Below are 19,006 nucleotides of genomic sequence, written 5' to 3'. Positions count from 1 at the left end.
TTTAGGAGAATTTAAGCGATGCAATTAACTCGCAAATCCAACGCGGCACCGACTGTAGAGAAAAAGACTCTAGGTATTAGCCGTCGTCAATTTATGAAGCAAGCTGGTATCACATCTGGTGGTATTGCTGCAGCTTCTTTGTTGGGTACAGGCATGATGCGTAAAGCTGAAGCCAAAGATATCCCACATGATGCACCAACTGAGATCAAGCGTACTGTATGTAGTGCTTGTGCTGTCGGTTGTGGTTTATACGCAGAAGTACAAAATGGCGTATGGACAGGTCAAGAGCCAGCTTTCGATCACCCATTCAATGCGGGCGGTCACTGTGCTAAAGGTGCTGCACTACGTGAACATGGTCACGGTGAAAAGCGTCTTAAGTACCCAATGAAATTGGTTGATGGTAAGTGGAAGAAGCTATCTTGGGAGCAAGCTTTTAACGAGGTTGGCGACCAGATGCTAGATATCCGTAAGGAATCTGGACCTGATTCACTTTACTTTATGGGTAGTGCTAAGTTCTCGAACGAAGGCTGCTACATGTATCGTAAATTTGCGGCAATGTGGGGCACGAACAACGTCGATCACTCTGCACGTATTTGTCACTCTACCACGGTAGCCGGTGTTGCTAACACTTGGGGTTACGGTGCGCAAACTAACTCTTTCAACGATATCCAGAATGCAAATGCAATCTTCTTCATCGGGTCAAACCCGGCTGAAGCGCATCCAGTTGCAATGCAGCATATCATGATCGCGAAAGAGAAAAACAACGCAAAAATTATCGTTGTTGATCCACGTTTCTCTCGTACTGCAGCGCACGCTGACCTACATTGTGGTCTACGTCCTGGTACAGATATCCCATTCATTTACGGTATGCTTTGGCATATCTTTGAAAATGGCTGGGAAGATAAGACATTCATCGAGCAGCGCGTGTTCGAGATGGAATCTATTCGCGAAGAAGTGAAGAAGTTCCCACCTAAAGAAGTGGCGAACATCACTGGCTGTAGCGAAGAGGAAGTTTATCAAGCTGCTAAGATGATGGCTGATAACCGTCCAGGTACTGTTGTTTGGTGTATGGGTGGTACTCAGCATCACGTCGGTAATGCTAACACTCGTGCTTACTGTATCCTTCAATTAGCGCTAGGTAACATGGGCGTTAAAGGCGGCGGAACAAACATTTTCCGTGGCCACGATAACGTACAGGGCGCAACTGACTTAGGTCTACTGTTCGATACGCTACCGGGTTACTACGGTCTTAAGACTGGTTCTTGGAAACATTGGAGCCACGTTTGGGATCTAGAATTTGATTGGGTTAAGAGCCGCTTCGATCAAAACGAATACTTAGGTCGCGTTCCAATGAATACTCCTGGTATTCCTTGTTCTCGCTGGCATGACGGTGTTCTAGAAACGCCTGAAAAACTAGCACAGAAAGATCGCGTTCGTATGGCGTTCTTCTGGGGACAATCAGTTAACACTGAAACACGTCAACGTGATGTTCGTGAAGCACTAGACAAGATGGACACTGTAGTTGTTGTGGATCCTTTCCCAACAATGGCGGGTGTTATGCATCGTCGTCAAAATGGTGTTTACCTTCTACCTGCAGCCACTCAGTTTGAAACTGAAGGTTCAGTCTCTAACTCTGGCCGTAGCCAGCAGTGGCGTGAGAAGGTTATCGAGCCATTATTCGAATCTAAGACTGACCTTGAGATTATGTACCGTCTATCTCAAAAGCTTGGTTTTGCAGACGAGTTCACTAAGCGTATCGCTAAAGATGCAAACGATGTAATGGTTATCGAAGACATTACTCGCGAAATCAACCGCGGTATGTGGACTATTGGTATGACAGGTCAAAGCCCTGAGCGTCTTAAGATGCACACCCAAAACTGGGGTACATTTAGCAATAAGACTCTTGAAGCTGCCGGCGGCCCTGCTAAAGGTGACACCTACGGTCTTCCTTGGCCTTGTTGGGGTACACCAGAGCAGAAGCATCCTGGTACTCAGATTCTGTATAACACGCACAAACACGTGCTTGAGGGGGGCGGTAACTTCCGTGCTCGTTACGGTGTTGAGTACAAAGGTGAAAACCTACTTGCAGAAGGTAGCTTCTCTAAAGGCGCCGAAATCCAAGACGGTTACCCAGAGTTCACCGCTGACATGCTGAAGCAGCTTGGCTGGTGGGACGACCTAACTGCTGAAGAAAAAGCTGAAGCAGAAGGTAGAAACTGGAAGACTGATATTTCTGGTGGTATCCAACGTGTTGCTATGAAGCACGGTTGTATCCCATTCGGTAACGCTAAAGCGCGTTGTATTGTTTGGACTTTCCCTGACCAAGTACCTGTTCACCGTGAGCCGCTTTACACGCCACGTCGTGATCTTGTGTCTAAGTACCCAACCTATGATGACATGCAAGTTCATCGTCTACCGACGCTGTACAAGTCAATCCAAGAGAAAGACACGGCAGCTAAGTACCCACTAGGTCTGACTTCTGGTCGCTTGGTTGAGTACGAAGGTGGTGGTGAAGAGTCTCGTTCAAACCCATGGTTGGCTGAACTTCAACAAGAGATGTTTGTTGAAATGAACCCTGCTGATGCGGCAGATCGCGCAATTCGCGATGGCGACACAGTATGGCTAGAGGGTGCTGAAGGTGGTCGTATTAAGATCAAGGCTATGGTCACTCCACGCGTTAAGCCTGGTGTTACTTGGATGCCTTACCACTTCGCGGGTGAGATGCACGGTGAAAGCCTTGCGCCTAACTACCCAGAAGGCACTGTTCCTTACGTTATCGGTGAATCAGCTAACACTGCATTGACTTACGGTTATGACCCTGTGACTCAGATGCAGGAAACCAAGGCATCGCTTTGTCAGATCGTTAAAGCGTAATTGCAGAATTAGCTAGGAGAATTGCCAGAATGGCTACAATGAAATTTTTATGTGATACCAAGCGCTGCATCGAGTGTAACGGTTGTGTCACAGCATGTAAGAACGAAAACGACTCTGCTCTTGAGTGGGGAATCCAACGTCGTCGCGTAGTGACTATCAATGACGGTGAGAAAGGCGAAGCGTCTATCTCTATCGCTTGTATGCACTGTAGTGATGCACCTTGTATGGCTGTTTGTCCTGCAAACTGTTTCTACAAGACCGAAGACGGCATCGTACTGCACGACAAAGATACTTGTATCGGTTGTGGTTACTGTCTATATGCTTGCCCATTTGGTGCACCTCAGTTCCCTCAAGGCGGCGCTTTCGGTGCTCGCGGTAAGATGGACAAGTGTACTTTCTGTGCCGGTGGTCCTGAAGAGAACCATTCTGATGCAGAGCGTCAGAAGTATGGTGCTAACCGTGTTGCAGAAGGCAAGCTACCTATGTGTGCCGAACTGTGTGCAACTAAGTCGCTACTAGCGGGTGATGCTGAAATTGTTTCTGCAATCTTCCGTGAGCGTGTTGCATACCGTGGTTCTAAAAACGCAATCTGGGGTTAATTAACTTAGGTTAATAACTTCAAATCTACTGCTTGTTGGCTCAATACGTTGAGCCAACGAGGAGTAACAGAGGACGTATTATGAACAAATGGTTTAAACAGATAGGTATTGCAATTGCACTGTTATTCAGTGTAACTGCTTTTGCCCATGATGGTGCTGAGCACACTCATGACGGACAAGCAACTGAAGGCCAAATTTGGTCACAGCTAAAAGCCGGTGCTGAAGGTCGTACGACTTCAACAAGTGAGTTCCATGCTCAGCCAATCAACACCTATGACCTACGTGTACTTGAGCTACGCAGTGATATTCTTGCACCAGCGTTAATGGCTGCCCTTTTTGGCATGATCATTATCTTTGTACTGTTTATCAAAGTGAACGGCATCTCTAAGCTGCACGGTGGTTTCTCAGGCAAGTTAGTGTATCGCTGGTCTAAGTTTGATGTCTCTATTCACTGGTTGGGCGCTATTCCGTGTCTGCTGCTGATTTTGACTGGCTTAACGCTACTTGCTGGACGTTTCTTCTTCCAGCCATACATTGGCGAAGGGTTATGGTCAAACCTAGTCTACGCGGCTAAGCAAGTGCACGACATCATGGCGATCCCGTTCATGATTGGTTGGGCGTTAATGACTGTGCTTTGGGCTAAGAACCAACTGCCTAAAATGTATGACCTTAAATGGATGATGGTTGTTGGTGGTTACATCAACTTTGGCCCATTCAAAGGTAAGCACCCTGATGCTGGTTTTGCCAACGCGGGTGAGAAGTTGTGGTTCTGGGCCTTTGCAGTATTTGGTTTAGTAATTTCGGCATCAGGTATGTTGCTACTATTCCCGAACTTGTTCGAGCCTAGCCGTACATTGAGCTTGATTGCACTCGTGCTTCACTCTGTCAGCGCTATCATCATTACAGCTTTCTCAATCGTGCATATCTTTATGGCAACGGTTATGTCTGAAGGTGGTATGGAGTGTATGGTTTCTGGCTACTGTGATGAAACTTGGGCAAGCCAACACCATAATCTTTGGTTCGATGAGATCAAAGAAAATGGAACACTTAAATACAAAGAGTAATCTTTTGTTTATTTAAAGCTTGAAATACAAACACCTCAGTCGATTTATTCACTGAGGTGTTTTTGTATGTGGCTATATGTCTTGCATTATCGGTCTAAAATGCCTTTTGCCGACAAGGATCATCACTCGTTGTTTTTCGGCCAGTGCCGAGCCTATTTTCTTGACCGCACTCTTATCTCTGTATGTATCGACTAAGGTACGAATATTGCTAAATGTACTGAACTCAGCTTGCTCAAGCAGGTGGGCAAATTTACCGCCACTGGTAATACTTTGCCATGTGAATTCGGACTGGGTTAATTTTTTTAGTGCTTGATTAAGCGCTACTGAGTTATAAGGCTTGCTATCTATATTATAATCGCTAGCAATCATGCCATCTCTTCCTAATAGCTGATTCATAGCCTCATCAAGCGCGGCACCACTTTGTACTAATTGCGGCACCTGCCTTAGTGCATAGTATACTTTGAGCGCCTCTGGTGTTGTACTTTTCTAATACAGATAAAGCTTCCTGCTTTAAATTTCCCTCCCAAGTTTCCACTTGAATGCTGGACTGTTCGGCTAAAAAGGTCATAAACCCCATCTCACCACAGCATTCGACGGCTGCTTCAATGTTGTTTTTTGAAGGCCAGGTTCCACCTTCTAATAGTACTAAACTTGGCTTAAAGGTTTCAAAAATTCGCTTTAGATCTGTCAGCTGTTGGTGTTTAACGTCGAAGGTATGTGCCACACCCAATAGTACAAAGCTACCTTCTTGCTCTGTTTGCGCTTCTGAATGTAACACCCAAGTGTTAGATTTTGGTTTGTAAGGACTGTCACCAGCCTGAAGTTGGAAGGGTAATAGCAGTAATAATAGTAAAAGGCAGTTTTTAAAATGGAGTAGCATATATTATATCCTTGCTGGGCTATTTTTAGGCGATTTGCTTGATCCTAATTTTAGGAGAGTGAGGAGGTAAAATAGTTAGTCTTTTATTATTAGACAATTTTTCTTCTAATAGGCTTTTATCTAATCCGCTTTTCAACATAATCGTAGTTAAAAAGGAAAAAAATGATTTTAATGAGTCACAGTAAACTGATTTATTATTAAACTCATTTTCTGTGCTGTATCTGCTTAATGTTGAACCCGTTCCTGAGCCTCCAACACAATAATTTTTCCAACAACAACCTTGGCAATCATTGGGTAAAGAAGTTTTTAACGATTCAAATTTCAAGAAGTATTCAGAATTTACAAACTCATATATTGAAGAGTTTTCAATGTTATATTTTGAATATTTATTTTCGATCGTTTTGAATTCATCATCTACATCAAACTGACCACTTGATGATATACCAATAACATAATGAAAGTTATCACCTCTACTTTTTATAGAGGAAGATTTAAGGAAAGAGGCAAATTGATTTAGTATCCTTACTTTTGCTTGTCGATGACCACGACCAATATGATATAACAAAATTTCATCAAGGTAATTTGTCAATGATTTATTAATATTTTTTGCACTGGTTTCATGCGTTAGCATTGGTAGTAAAAAATTTATGTTAGTAAAAAGTAGATCTTCTACCACATGTTGGTATATTTTCTTGCCAGAGACGTTTGGATCGATAACGATTAGTAGACCTGGTTCTGATATTTCTTGTCTGTGAGCTGCTGACTGGAGATTTTTTATACCTCTAAGTGTTTTCTTATAAGTGCCATTCCCTTTATGGTCTACTCTGTGAATATCATTGTATTCTTCAGGTCCATCAATGCTTACACCAATGGATATTTTGTATTTGCTGAATATATCAATCCAACTTTGATTGACCAAAATAGCATTTGTCTGCATCCTAATTTTTAGTTTTACTTTATGGGATAGTGTGGCAATAATTTGTTCACACATTTCTATGAAGCGAGGTTTCCCCATTAATAATGGTTCACCACCATGAAGTATAATATCTAATTGATCAAGATTAAGTTTTTTTATGCTATCCTTTAAAGATTGATAGACATTTTTAATAGTGTTTATGCTTATAAATTTGGGGTTTTCCTTGTAATCATCATTACCCAAATTGAACATATAGCAATAGTCGCAGTTGATATTGCATCGCTCAGATACCTTAAGAACAACCTCTATTTTCTTCATTATTAATTACTCATAGCTTTGGTTTGTATTTTTAATGCTTTTCATTGGGTATCTTTTACTAATTAGTAATAACGAACAGGGCTAAAAGCAGCACGCTATACAAGATAGCGTGTACTTGCTTATTTTTATGATCCTTTCAAAAAACCTTCTCCTGGCGAGAGTGTTCCTGTCTCATCTCCTGGTTCACAATTCAACCAAAAATCTTGACCATCTCGACCTGGTGCCCCTCCCCCTGATATTTGGCTGAAAAAATCAGAACCTAATTCCATGCTTGCCTTTTTCTCAGTTGTTAATAATTGAAGTTCAAGGTCTTTTAAAATGTTATTCATTTATTGTTCCTTAATTGAAGTTAATAGGTGCTTGAGTATAGACAACTGCTTTAAAGATAAAAGGAAATACCTTTTTTGGGATGCAGTATGCAATACTGAGCCTTTGAGCTGGGCGGGTAAATAGCACATTAGTCTGAATCGAGTGTTCAATTTTGATATTTGGCGCTACACAGTAAAACCTACCGGTTTTCAACTGTTATTATCAAACATGGATTTTCCCTGGGTCTCCTCTTTGAGCGTTTGGGCACCGGGCGCTATGATAGAGAGTTTGCAGATATGCCGCCTTTGGTTCGATGAGATCAAAGAGAACGGAACACTTAAATATAAAGAGTAATCTTTTGAGTATTTAAGGTTTGATCTGCAAACACCTCAGTCGATTTTATCACTGAGGTGTTTTTGTTTATGCTGATAAAAAAACAGACTGCTCATATTATGAGTTTTTGCTAAAGTATGACTTACTTAACAAAAAGCTATACATTTCCTTGATAGGAAACGGTAACTTATAACCAAATCACGTTTTGGGGTGATTTAAAGTGTTAATTTTGCTCTCCGCTGGTTCAATTCGTTCAGCCTCTTTTTAATTTTGAACCGCTATCTTTGATAGGAATTTTTATGTCATCAATTATTTTGCCCGATAGTGCCCAACCTTATAAAGCCAATATCACCACGCCTGATTGGATGATTAATGGTATGGAAAAGGTGATGCAATTCTATGTGGATCGCAATCTAAGACTGGATACGATTTCTGCAGAGATGATGCCAAATCCCGTAGAAGGTAAGAAATACATGCTGTATGCGCATGTGCCTTTTTGCCACACGTTATGCTCTTTTTGTACTTTCCACCGCTTCCTATTTAAAGAGGATAAAGCTCGTGCCTACTTTGTCTCTTTGCGTAAAGAGATGGATATGGTCAAAAACCTTGGTTATGACTTCGAGTCTATGTATATCGGTGGTGGCACCACAACTGTACTGGAAGATGAATTAGCGCGGACTATTGAACATGCTAAAAAGCTGTTTCCCAGTATCAAAGAGGTCTCTTGTGAGTCTGACCCACAACATTTAGATAGCCCTGGGTTTAAGCAGCTTGAAGGTCTGGTTGATAGAATGTCGATTGGTGTGCAAAGCTTTAACGATGACATTCTTACCATGACCGACAGAATCGAAAAATTCGGCTCTGGTCAGCAAACCTTTGACAAGATTATGGCAGCCAAAGAGCTGTTCCCGATCATCAATGTTGACCTTATTTTTGGTTTTAGAGGTCAAACTGATGAAGTGATCCAGCATGACTTGGATATGGCATCAAAGTTAGATCCACGGCAAATTACGACATATCCATTAATGATCACTCACCAAACCCGTAAGAGTGTGAAGGGCAAATTGGCTGCACCCCATGGTGATATGGTACGTCAATACCGTCAAATTTTGAATAGTTTAAATGGTCAATATAACCAACTGTCTGCTTGGGCTTTTGGTAAAACCAATGACGAAGGTTTTGATGAGTATGTGATTGATTATGATGAATACTTAGGTGTTGGTTCTGGCTCATTCAGTTTTTTGGATGACACGCTTTACGTGAATACTTTCTCATTGAAGAAGTATCAAGAGCGAGTGTCGAGTGGCCACATGGGCGTGGAACAGCAGAAGAATTACGGCCGTAAAGAAGTGATGCAATACCGTTTCCTACTCGGGATGTTCTCGGGCCGACTCTCCCGGAAGTATTTCCGTGAAACCTTTGGCGTAAATTTAGATACAGCACTGTTTAAAGAGATGACCTCAATGAAAGCCATTGGGGCCATCAAAAATGATCCGACCGATCCCGACAATCTTATTGTTACTGATAACGGCAAGATGATGGGTTTGTTGATGATGAAAGAGTTTTACTCTGGCATGGACAATGTCCGTGCTCAGCTACGTAAACCTCTACAAGATTGCGATATGTAGTGAGTCGGTTACGCTAAAAGGTTTAGTGCTTTAGCTGAGTGACTTGTAGCGGTAAATACAGCGATGTATTTGCCGCTTTTTATTGGGCATTAGTACTGCTGAGCGATAAGCCGCTCTAGCTTGGCGATATCTTCTCTGATCTGCACAATATAAGTATCGGTATACTTTAGTTTCTCAAATTCATAAAGACATGCTTTATAGCGTTCGAGTCGCACTTCGAGTGGTTCATGGAACTCCGTGAGTTCATCCATACTAATAATTGAGTCCATTCAACTATCCTGTTACGTGGGGATGTCACCATAGTACACAGCTCCGCTGTGGACTGGCCTGTAACTGTAAGTATAGTTAAAATGGCTGAGTTAGCAGAAAAGTTTGACAATACATAATTACTAGTACTTTCTGCTGCTTATCTTTTGGTTTTTATGAATGTTTAACTGAAACTATCTTTTTGCGCACGAGGGTTTGAGATATCTCTCACAAGAAAAGACCGATAATCACATTGTATGATGAGGGCGGCTAATCGGATTACGATGATATAAAAACTAAAGAGAGTGGCATATCACTTGGCGCACCAATATAAATCTCTTACTATCAAGTTATCGCATGCTATTACTGAGTCGTCATGGCTAATATTTTACTTGTCGCAAACTTAAACTGTGATCGTATTTTTAACCTCAATAAGCCACTAAAAACCGGTGGCAGATTTCATTATCAAGATGGTGGTCTACGGCTAGGTGGTGGCGGCGCTAATACAGGTATTGGATTAGTTTGGGCTGGTCATCAAGTGACCCTTGTCACCGAGGTCGGTCGTGACGATGTGGGTGATTGGTTGTTGGCTGAGGCAAGCACTCAAGGGATAAATTGTAGTCTTATCCAGCGCCGACCTGGGGCAACAAATGAGATGTTGTTGATGATGACGCCTGATGGAGAGCGTACCATTATCCGCCCTGAACGTCCTATCTTTGAACTGCCTATTCCGCCCAAATGGGATACGGTGGATGCGTTTTATATTAATTCATCATCTGAAGGGGCGGCTAGCTGGGCAAAGACAGCGATTGAACATTGCAGGGTAGTGGCGCAGCTTGCTAAAGATGAGCGAGCGAGACCATGTCATATTCTATTGGCGTCACTCAGCGACATGCAGGGGCGTTGTACGGTGCCACCGTGGCAGTTTGCGCGGTCAATTGCTGGGGACAGTTTACAGTATTTTATCGTCACTGATGGCGAAAATGGTGCGACATTATATAGCGAAAAACAGCAGCAGCGAGTTGCGGCGCTACCCAGCCGAGTGGTCGATACTACAGGCGCTGGAGATGCTTATGCTGCTGGGCTTATTAATGGCTTAGTTAAGAAGTTGACCATCATTGAATCAATGCAGGAGGCTTCAATTTGGTCTAGCCATGCCGTGGCTTGTGAAAGCTCTATACCCGGAAAGGAATTAAAAGCTTATCTAACGACTTAGTATTATCGACTTAGACTTAGGGATTTAATCTTTAAGGCCTAATTTGAGGCTATTCCATCTTTATGTACGATGTGGTGGGTGTGTTAGCTTCAAAAGATTCAACCTAGCTTATCGTTAATAATCAATGCGGTCAAAGTGCTTTTCGGGTAACATTCACAGTTAATTAACAAGTGTTGCTTGTTTGAGCGAGTTCAATTATTAATTGTGTGAAGTGAGCGTAGTATGGGTCATAAGGTATGGAACGATAAAAAACGGTTTATCTGGATCTTAACTGTGTTGTTATTAGGTGCTTTTGTCGTTACCAGTGGCATCAGCTATCAAGTTGCACACGACTCGCTAAGTGAACAGATCGAAGAAAATACGTTGCCGCTCACCAGTGATAATATCTATTCAGAAATCCAACATGATCTGCTCAAACCCATCTTTATTTCCTCTCTGATGGCGCAGGACACTTTCGTGCGTGATTGGACGTTAGAACAGGAGCAAACACCCGAAAAACTGGTGCGCTACCTGAAAGAGATCCAAGATAAATACGGTACCGTAACGAGCTTTTTTGTTTCTGAATCGACCCGTAATTATTATCACTCCAGCGGTGTGCTGAAAAAGATTGATGATATCGATCCCAATGATGCTTGGTATTTCAGAGTGCGTTCGCTACCCAAATCTGAGCAGTATGAAGTCAACATCGATCAAGATACCGCTAACCGTAATAGAACAGTAATCTATGTGAATTATAAAGTGTTCGATTTTGACGGTAATTTCATTGGTGTTACCGGCGTTGGCTTAGCTGTAGAAAGCGTTAAGAAGATGATAGAGCTTTATCAAACGCGCTATAACCGCAGCGTATATTTTACAGATAGGCAAGGAAACATTACCTTGCACAGTAAAGACTTTGCTGGCGGAGATACTTTGCAAAATACTCCTGGGCTAGAGAAGTTAGCTACCCGTATTTTAACTAGCCCAAGCGCTTCTTTTTCCTATCAACGTGATGGTAAAACCATTTTCCTTAATAGTCGTTTAGTTACAGATTTTAAGTGGTATTTACTGGTTGAACAGGACGAGACGATGGGGAAGCAGAAGTTGTTGACGACCTTCTGGGCAAACTTAGGCATGAGTATCTTTGTGACTCTGGCTATTTTATTGATTGCCAATCTTACACTGGGTAAATATCAACGCAAACTGGAGTTAATGGCGTCTACTGATAAGCTCACTGGTGCTGCCAATCGCCAGGCTTTTGAGGAGTATTTTAGTCGTTCACTGGCGCGTTCAGTATTAGATAGCACACCAATGTCGGTGCTATTAGTGGATATTGATCATTTTAAATCTGTTAATGATCAGCATGGGCATAATATTGGTGACCTGGTGATTAAGACCGTGAGCAACATGCTTAAAGCGGAGCTTAGGGAACAAGATTTGCTTTGTCGCTGGGGTGGTGAGGAGTTCTTGATCTTGTTACCTAATATTGACTTGAGTCACGCCTGCGAAATTGCCGAACTGATTAGAAAATCAGTTGCTGAGCGACGTATTCATGTTAATGGCTGTGAGATTAACGTAACGATCAGTAGTGGTGTTGCAGAATACAGAGTCACAGAGAAAGCAGAGGACGTTGTTAATCGTGCGGATATAGCCCTTTATCAAGCTAAAGAGCAAGGCAGAAATAGGGTGGTACTGTCTTATTAATCCATTGATAGTAGCCAAGACTGCCCGGCTGGAATTACGACAGTTTTCAGTGGCTGACGCGGAAGGTTTCTATCGACTTAATAAGGATCCTCAAGTGCTCAAATATACCGGTGACACTGCATTTGTCGATGTTGCTCAGGCCGCTAGCTTTATCGCTAACTATGACCAGTATCGTTTAACTGGCTTCGGTCGCTGGTCGCTCTATTTAAGTGATACACATGAGTACATAGGTTTTTGCGGTTTAAGTCGGCCCAATGCTATGGCTGATGTGGATCTCGGCTTTAGAATCGCACGTCAACATTGGCGCCAAGGCTACGCCACTGAGGCTGCGCAAGCTGCAATTATGCTTGCCTCTACGCGTTATGGTTTAAGCCGTTTGATTGGTCGAGCTAAGCTTGATAATCTCGCTTCAGTTTCTACGCTCGAAAAGCTCGGTTTTATTGCCGACCCAAACGTTTGTAAGGATGACATATGGCGGCACTTTTCATTAAATCTCGATGATAATTTTGCTGATTCAGAGCATGTGAATATTAGTATCATTTAAGTTTTTTAGGATAGGTATAGATGGCATCTCAAGTATTGGTAAAGCAGATTTCCGGTTTGTATCGCGGTTCAAGTATTGTTGATTTGGGATCGGTTCAGTCGGCTATCAATAACAAATCAGCTGTGGATCAGTTGCTTGTAGGTTCTGAACATGTTGAGGGTGATGCGCAAGCTGACCCTAAGCACCACGGCGGCCTTGATAGAGTATTGCACCATTTCCCGCGTGAACATTATGGTCAGTATCGTCGTTGGGATTTAATCTCAGGCTTTAAAGATGCGCCAGCGATGGGCGAGAATATCAGCACTGTTGGGCTCGATGAACACCAAGTAAACATTGGTGACATTATTCAAATTGGTGAAGTAAAACTGCAGGTGACTCAGCCTCGCTCACCCTGCTTTAAGCTAAATCTACAGTTTGACCACCAAGAGTTTGCTTTGGCGATGCAGCAAAGTGGCCGTTGTGGTTGGTTCTACCGGGTGCTGGAGTCAGGAACTATACATACGAGCGATACGATTACGCTGTTAGAGCGTTGCTCTGATATCAGTGTTGCTGAAGCGATGCATATCTATTTTTTACCGGAATTTGATGCCTTTCAATATCAACGTTTAGCGGATTGTTCGGGATTAGCTGCTTCTTGGGTGAGCAGTTTACAGCGCCGCATCAATAATAATGCCATTGAAGATTGGCAAATGCGCTTATATGGCGTACAACAAGCTTAGTTTTTATTAACCATTTCAAGGAATAGAATTGTGACACAAGATGAAAAAAACATGGGGATCGTGGTGCATTTGGCTAGTTTTTCAGGCTATTTGATCCCATTTGGCAGTATTTTAGGCCCACTAATTGTTTGGTTGATGAAGCGAGATGAGCTGCCATTTGTCGATAGCTGTGGTCGCAACTGCTTAAACTTTAAAATTAGTATCGCAATCTACGCGATGATCAGTGTTGTTTTAATGTTGGTTGGTATCGGCTTTATATTGCTGGGCATTATTGCGATTGTCGATATTGTATTTACCATTATTGCAGCGATGAAAGCCAGTGAAGGTGAGAGTTATAAGTACCCAATGTCGATTAACTTTATTAAGGCTCGCTCATAGGTATGTGATTGCCTATCGAGAGGGGTCGATAGGCAATGACGGTCTTAGCACTATACTTTAAAGTTGGCCACTAATGAGTCGAGTCTATGTGCTAGATGGGTTAATGATTGACTCGCCCGCGCAGCATCTTCAGCAGTGTCGGCAGTGCGCTGAGTAATATCATTAATATCACTGACGTTACGGTTAATATCTTCCACTACCGTAGACTGTTCTTCAGTGGCAGCTGCAACTTGAATATTCATATCACTAATAGAGCCAATGCGTTCGCTAATGCCAGTGAGCGACTGGCTCGCTTCATCAACTGCATTGACTCCTTCAATTGAACGAGAGCGACTTTTTTCCATCGCTTCAACCGCGCGGCTAGCTTCCGCTTGTAGCTTATCGATCATCACTTGCACTTCGTTGGTTGATGTTGCAGTGCGTGAAGCAAGGTTACGCACTTCATCTGCTACTACGGCAAAGCCGCGACCTGCTTCACCCGCTCGAGCAGCTTCAATAGCTGCGTTAAGTGCGAGCAGATTAGTTTGCTCCGAAACGGCTCTAATCACGTCAAGAATGCTTTCGATAGACTTAGTATGAGTAGCGAGTGATTCAATCACTTCACCCACTTGCTCGACATCATTAGAAAGTTGACTAATGGTTTCTCGAGCTCGAGTCACCACCACTTGGCCATTATTTGAATCGGTATCAGCGGCTCTCGCTGTATCGGCAGCTTGGGCGGCGTTGCTGGCAATTTCGTTCACTGTGGCCCCCATCTCGTTAATTGCTGTCACAACCATGATGGTTTGATCTTTCTGTTGCTGGCTATCCTCTAGCGTACGCTGAGCTTGATGAGAGACATCAATAGCGGAGGCGCCAAGTAATTTACTGGTATCGGCAACCTCAATCACAGAGGTTTGAATTTTGCTGATAAAGCTATTAAACCCTTTTGCTAATTGCGCGAGTTCGTCACTGCCATCTACAGGTAAGCGTTGACGAAGATCGCCTTCTCCTTCCCCAATGTTGTGCAGCATGTCTGCAACCTTAGCAATTGGGCGGCTGACGGAACTGGCAACTAAGCTAGATAGTGCAATAAACACCGCTGCAATCAGCGCGGTCCAAATTAGGATCTTATAAGCAGACTCCTCAAGGAGTGAGAAAATCTCGCTTTCGGGCACTTGTGCTACTAAATACCAATCCATTGAGGGGATATAGCTGCTAGCAATGAGCATCTCTTCGCCATTGACATTGGTTTTCATTAGATTGAAATCAGTGCGCTGCATTAAGCTCGCAGTATCAGTATTACGGTATAAATTATTAAGACTCATCTTGCCAATTTGGCTAGTATTTGGGTGTAGTTTTACCTGTCCTTGGCTATCAACTAAGTAAACAAAGCCTGATTGTTCAATTTTGAATGATCTTAACAGTTGCACCATATCGTCGAGTGACTTACCTAAGCCAACAAGGCCACGGCCATTGGGTTGCTGGTAATTGATAAACAGCTTCACATCACCGTTGGCTTCGGTGAAAACGTTAAGCATCTTCTCTTGGCCGCTATTCTTGTAGTCAAAGAACCAAGCGTCTTGTGTTGGAGTGAGAACTCTTAAAAAACCATCTTGTGTGTAGTAGGCAGCCGTTTCTCTATCGGCAAACGAGGCTTGGGCTAAGCCGTATTGACGGGCGACGTCATTAAGCTGGTTGACCACTAATGCTTCATCTATTGCAGGGCGGCCATTTTGAAGCCATTGGAGTAACATACGGTTATTGGCGAGCTGCTCTGCAGCATTCATCAAGGTTGATATATTGAGTTCAACTTTGTTGCGAATTTGCGCCAGCATATTGGGCATTTCTGAGGTCAGCATCCTCTGCTCTACCACTTGTTTAGCGCTTTGCTGGCTAAGTATGCCAACAAGGGCGGTGGAGAGTAATACTGTCACTGTGACAGTGAGGAGAATTTTCTGTTTGATCGTGAGCATATTCAATTTCATAAAAATTCGATCGCCTAAAGCAGCCGTGATTGAAGGCTGAAAGTAGTTAGTGGTAGCAGATCCGTCGTAAGGCTAGCGAAACCGTTTAACGCATATTTTTGTATAGATGGATCTATTTTGTAACGTGTAGGATGTAAGGCAGGTATCTGAATTTCAGCTTGAAATTATTACTCTTATATTAGCGCCGCGGATTATGTCTACTTTTTGTTATATTCGCAACTAAAAATGCACACCTAATGGTGTGCATTTTTGATTTACCTAGTAATCAGCAAAATTATCAAACCGTTAATAGGTTAAAAGTTTTGTGGCTAATCTCAACAACTACATGTTGGGGTAATTAGGACCACCGCCGCCCTCAGGGGTTACCCAGGTAATATTCTGGCTTGGGTCTTTGATATCACATGTCTTGCAGTGGATGCAGTTTTGACCATTAATCACAAACTTTTTCTCACCGGCTTCTTCAATGATCTCATAAACACCCGCTGGACAGTAGCGCTGTGCAGGTTCATCAAACTTGACCAAGTTTACATCGATTGGGATGCGGGCATCTTTTAAACGTAGGTGGCAAAGCTGGTCTTCCTCATGGAAGGTATTTGATAAATATACCGATGACAGTTTGTCAAAACTCAACTTCCCATCAGGTTTGGGGTAATCAATTTTGCTGTAGGCACTTGATTCAGCCATCTGGGCATAATCAGGTTTCTCGTCTCTAAGGGTGACGGGAAACTTACCGCCAAACCAGTTTTGATCGACAAAGTTAAAGGCGCCACCAAGGTAGGTGCCAAACTTATGCATAGCAGGACCAAAATTGCGCGAGCAGTATAACTCCTCTTTTAACCAGCTTTCGTCAAAGCGATCTTGTAAGCAGTCAAGATCTTTACCCGCATCAACGCCAGCCAACATTGCCTGAGCTAATGTCTCTGCAGCCAACATACCGCTTTTCATGGCGGTATGGGTGCCTTTAATCTTGGCAAAGTTTAAGGTACCTGCATCGCAACCGATAATCATGCCACCAGGGAAGGTCAGTTTGGGCAGTGAATTTAAGCCGCCCTTAGTAATTGCCCTAGCACCATAGGAAATACGCTCGCCACCAGTTAGTGTTTTTGCAATTACAGGATGGGTTTTATAGCGTTGAAATTCATCAAATGGGCTCAGGTGTGGATTGGCATAATTGAGATCAACAATTAAGCCTACCGCAATTTGATTATCTTCAAGGTGATACATAAAGCCACCACCAGATGCGCCTTCAGTTAACGGCCAACCGCCAGTGTGGACCACTTTGCCTAGCTCATGTTGCTCACTGGGTACGGTCCAGATCTCTTTAAAACCAAGGCCGTAATGTTGTGGTGTTTTACCGTTATCAAGTTGGAACTTCTCAATCAGTTGCTTGCCCAAATGGCCGCGGCAACCTTCACCGAATACGGTATATTTGGCATGTAGCTCCATGCCTGGCTCATAGCCATCTTTAGGTTGACCATCTTCGCCAACTCCCATATCTCCGATTTGAATGCCTTTGACACTGCCATCCTCGTTGAATAGTAGTTCGCTAGCGGGGAAGCCGGGAAATACTTCGACACCGAGCTCTTCAGCTCGCTCTGCTAACCAACGGCATAGGTTGCCAACACTAATAATATAATTGCCTTCGTTGTGCATGGTTTTAGGCACTAACGCATTGGGCATTGCACGGGAATCATTCGCTGAGCTCAGCATGTGAATTTCATCTTGAGTGACGGCGGTGAGCAGCGGTGCGCCTGTGGTTTTCCAGTCGTCAAAAAGTTCGCCTAATACTTTAGGCTCAAACACTGCACCGGAGAGAATATGCGCTCCGACCTCTGAGCCTTTCTCTACCACACAAACAGTTAACTCTTGGCCACTGTCTTTAGATATTTGCATTAAACGACATGCTGCTGCTAATCCTGAGGGCCCTGCACCCACGATTACAACATCGAATTCCATCGATTCGCGTTCCATCAGTTCACCTTCCTTCATTTTCCCCCGATAACTTACAGCGATTTCAACCGAGCTCACTATAAACGGGTGTTTTAATATATTGCCCACCTTACCTCAAAATAACACTATGGCACAGAGTTTAAACAGTTCCAGTGCAGTAAATTTAAGCATTTTTTGAGGTGATTAGTGTCACAAAAATTCCACACGTGCTGCTTTTTAGCGCTATTTGGGCTCAATTGACTATGGTTTGTCATCAAAATACGCCTATAATCAAATCTGACGGTTCTCCGAGCTTCTAATCCTACGTCGAGACAGATACGGGTTTTTAGCCGTGGCAATAACGCCACCGGGGTGAGAAAAGAAATGATCTCACCTCCCCTTACTTGGAAAGGTGATCATGTCCCAACTACAAGACAATTTTGGTCGACGGTTTCATTATCTGCGCATGTCAGTGACTGATGTGTGTAACTTCAAATGCACGTATTGCCTTCCTGATGGTTATCGACCTGACGGTAAACCTAAATTTCTCGATCTCAATGAGATAGAGCATCTCGTTTCGGCATTCTCGCAAGTCGGTACGCAAAAGATCCGTATTACAGGTGGTGAGCCTTCATTGCGTAAAGATTTCACCGACATTATTCGCATTATTAAAGACAACGATAGGATCAATACGATTGCTACCACAACCAATGGTTATCGTTTAGCGAAGCATGCTCAAGAGTGGTACGACGCAGGGCTGAGGCGCATCAATATTTCAGTTGATAGTCTTGATCCTAAGATGTTTTATCAAATTACCGGTGAAAACAAGTTTGATGAGGTGATGCGTGGTGTTGACGCCGCCCTGGAAGCTGGCTTTGAGCGAGTAAAAATCAATGCGGTTTTACTTAAAGGGCTCAATGATAAAGATCTACCACGGTTTTTACATTGGATAAAAAGTACGCCGATTGACTTACGTTTTATTGAATTAATGGAAACTGGCTTAGGCCATGACTATTTTAAAGCCCACCATTTAGCGGGAGCTGATATTAAAACTCAGCTTGAGCAGGCGGGTTGGCAGTTTGATACTCCAGCGGCAGATGATGGTCCCGCGCAAAACTTCAGCCATACAGATTATCAGGGGCGCATTGGCTTAATCATGCCCTACGCAAAAAACTTTTGTGCCAGCTGTAACCGCTTGCGAGTATCAGCTAACGGCAAGCTACATCTGTGTTTATTTACTGAAAATGGTGTTGACCTGCGAGATCTGCTGCAAACCCCTGAACAACAGTCAGAGTTAATTGAGCGCTTACATGGTCAACTCGCACAGAAAAAAGAGACACACTTTTTGCATGATGGGATCACTGGCGTTACCCAACATCTTGCTTCTATTGGTGGTTAATTCCTGA

The 19,006-nt window shown here is 43.2% G+C and carries 17 protein-coding genes and 1 riboswitch; of the genes, 10 read left to right on the top strand and 7 right to left on the bottom strand.

What is annotated here, in order from left to right; genetic code table 11:
• Positions 1-18 precede the first annotated feature (18 nt).
• From SWP_RS22250 to SWP_RS22240, 3 genes are all read left to right on the top strand, one after another.
• Positions 19-2,874, top strand: coding sequence for a molybdopterin-dependent oxidoreductase (locus SWP_RS22250; RefSeq protein ID WP_020914968.1), 2,856 nt, complete (start codon positions 19-21; stop codon positions 2,872-2,874).
• Between the two features lie 29 nt (positions 2,875-2,903).
• Positions 2,904-3,473, top strand: coding sequence for a formate dehydrogenase FDH3 subunit beta (fdh3B, locus tag SWP_RS22245; RefSeq protein WP_020914967.1), 570 nt, complete (start codon positions 2,904-2,906; stop codon positions 3,471-3,473).
• Positions 3,474-3,553: 80 nt separating this feature from the next.
• Positions 3,554-4,537, top strand: coding sequence for a formate dehydrogenase subunit gamma (locus SWP_RS22240; protein WP_020914966.1), 984 nt, complete (start codon positions 3,554-3,556; stop codon positions 4,535-4,537).
• Positions 4,538-4,609: 72 nt separating this feature from the next.
• On the opposite strand, the gene SWP_RS22235 is transcribed toward SWP_RS22240, so the two are convergent.
• The 4 genes from SWP_RS22235 to SWP_RS22220 form a co-directional block, all read right to left on the bottom strand.
• On the bottom strand, positions 4,610-4,933 hold the full coding sequence (locus SWP_RS22235; RefSeq protein WP_143711222.1) for a hypothetical protein: 324 nt from the start codon (positions 4,931-4,933) through the stop codon (positions 4,610-4,612).
• Between the two features lie 7 nt (positions 4,934-4,940).
• Positions 4,941-5,417, bottom strand: coding sequence for a hypothetical protein (locus SWP_RS22230; RefSeq protein ID WP_020914964.1), 477 nt, complete (start codon positions 5,415-5,417; stop codon positions 4,941-4,943).
• Between the two features lie 25 nt (positions 5,418-5,442).
• Positions 5,443-6,651, bottom strand: a complete 1,209-nt coding sequence (locus tag SWP_RS22225) for a radical SAM protein (RefSeq protein WP_020914963.1) — start codon at positions 6,649-6,651, stop codon at positions 5,443-5,445.
• Between the two features lie 125 nt (positions 6,652-6,776).
• Positions 6,777-6,980, bottom strand: a complete 204-nt coding sequence (locus tag SWP_RS22220; RefSeq protein ID WP_044556192.1) for a hypothetical protein — start codon at positions 6,978-6,980, stop codon at positions 6,777-6,779.
• A gap of 612 nt (positions 6,981-7,592) precedes the next feature.
• Between SWP_RS22220 and SWP_RS22215 the strand changes: the two genes are divergently transcribed.
• Positions 7,593-8,921, top strand: a complete 1,329-nt coding sequence (locus SWP_RS22215) for a coproporphyrinogen III oxidase family protein (RefSeq protein WP_020914961.1) — start codon at positions 7,593-7,595, stop codon at positions 8,919-8,921.
• An 89-nt stretch (positions 8,922-9,010) separates the two neighbouring features.
• On the opposite strand, the gene SWP_RS22210 is transcribed toward SWP_RS22215, so the two are convergent.
• Positions 9,011-9,190, bottom strand: a complete 180-nt coding sequence (locus SWP_RS22210) for a hypothetical protein (RefSeq protein WP_020914960.1) — start codon at positions 9,188-9,190, stop codon at positions 9,011-9,013.
• Positions 9,191-9,543: 353 nt separating this feature from the next.
• On the opposite strand from SWP_RS22210, the gene SWP_RS22205 reads away from it, so the two are divergent.
• From SWP_RS22205 to SWP_RS22185, 5 genes are all read left to right on the top strand, one after another.
• Positions 9,544-10,383, top strand: a complete 840-nt coding sequence (locus tag SWP_RS22205) for a PfkB family carbohydrate kinase (RefSeq protein WP_020914959.1) — start codon at positions 9,544-9,546, stop codon at positions 10,381-10,383.
• Positions 10,384-10,605: 222 nt separating this feature from the next.
• Positions 10,606-12,063: a sensor domain-containing diguanylate cyclase gene (locus SWP_RS22200; RefSeq protein WP_020914958.1), complete on the top strand. Its 1,458-nt coding sequence runs from the start codon at positions 10,606-10,608 to the stop codon at positions 12,061-12,063.
• A gap of 4 nt (positions 12,064-12,067) precedes the next feature.
• On the top strand, positions 12,068-12,607 hold the full coding sequence (locus tag SWP_RS22195) for a GNAT family N-acetyltransferase (protein ID WP_228371093.1): 540 nt from the start codon (positions 12,068-12,070) through the stop codon (positions 12,605-12,607).
• A 20-nt stretch (positions 12,608-12,627) separates the two neighbouring features.
• On the top strand, positions 12,628-13,326 hold the full coding sequence (locus SWP_RS22190; RefSeq protein WP_020914956.1) for an MOSC domain-containing protein: 699 nt from the start codon (positions 12,628-12,630) through the stop codon (positions 13,324-13,326).
• A 51-nt stretch (positions 13,327-13,377) separates the two neighbouring features.
• The gene (locus SWP_RS22185) at positions 13,378-13,704 is read left to right on the top strand and encodes a DUF4870 domain-containing protein (RefSeq protein ID WP_020914955.1); all 327 of its coding nucleotides are present in this window, start codon (positions 13,378-13,380) and stop codon (positions 13,702-13,704) included.
• Positions 13,705-13,754: 50 nt separating this feature from the next.
• Here the strand turns inward: SWP_RS22185 and SWP_RS22180 are convergent, their stop codons facing one another.
• Entirely contained in the window at positions 13,755-15,671 is a 1,917-nt protein-coding gene (locus tag SWP_RS22180) for a methyl-accepting chemotaxis protein (RefSeq protein WP_020914954.1), read from the bottom strand.
• 321 nt (positions 15,672-15,992) lie between these two features.
• Positions 15,993-17,642 (bottom strand): electron transfer flavoprotein-ubiquinone oxidoreductase, encoded by a 1,650-nt coding sequence (locus SWP_RS22175; protein WP_020914953.1) that lies wholly within the window; start codon positions 17,640-17,642, stop codon positions 15,993-15,995.
• Positions 17,643-17,894: 252 nt separating this feature from the next.
• Positions 17,895-18,031, top strand: a riboswitch (molybdenum cofactor riboswitch).
• Here SWP_RS22175 and moaA point away from each other — a divergent pair.
• Complete coding sequence (gene moaA / locus SWP_RS22170) at positions 18,019-18,999, top strand: GTP 3',8-cyclase MoaA (RefSeq protein WP_020914952.1); 981 nt, start codon at positions 18,019-18,021, stop codon at positions 18,997-18,999. Its footprint overlaps the riboswitch before it by 13 nt.
• The last annotated feature ends 7 nt before the right edge of the window (positions 19,000-19,006 follow it).

This window comes from Shewanella piezotolerans WP3 (assembly GCF_000014885.1).
GTDB classification, from domain to species: domain Bacteria; phylum Pseudomonadota; class Gammaproteobacteria; order Enterobacterales; family Shewanellaceae; genus Shewanella; species Shewanella piezotolerans.
This window is presented reverse-complemented; position numbering and strand designations above follow the sequence as displayed.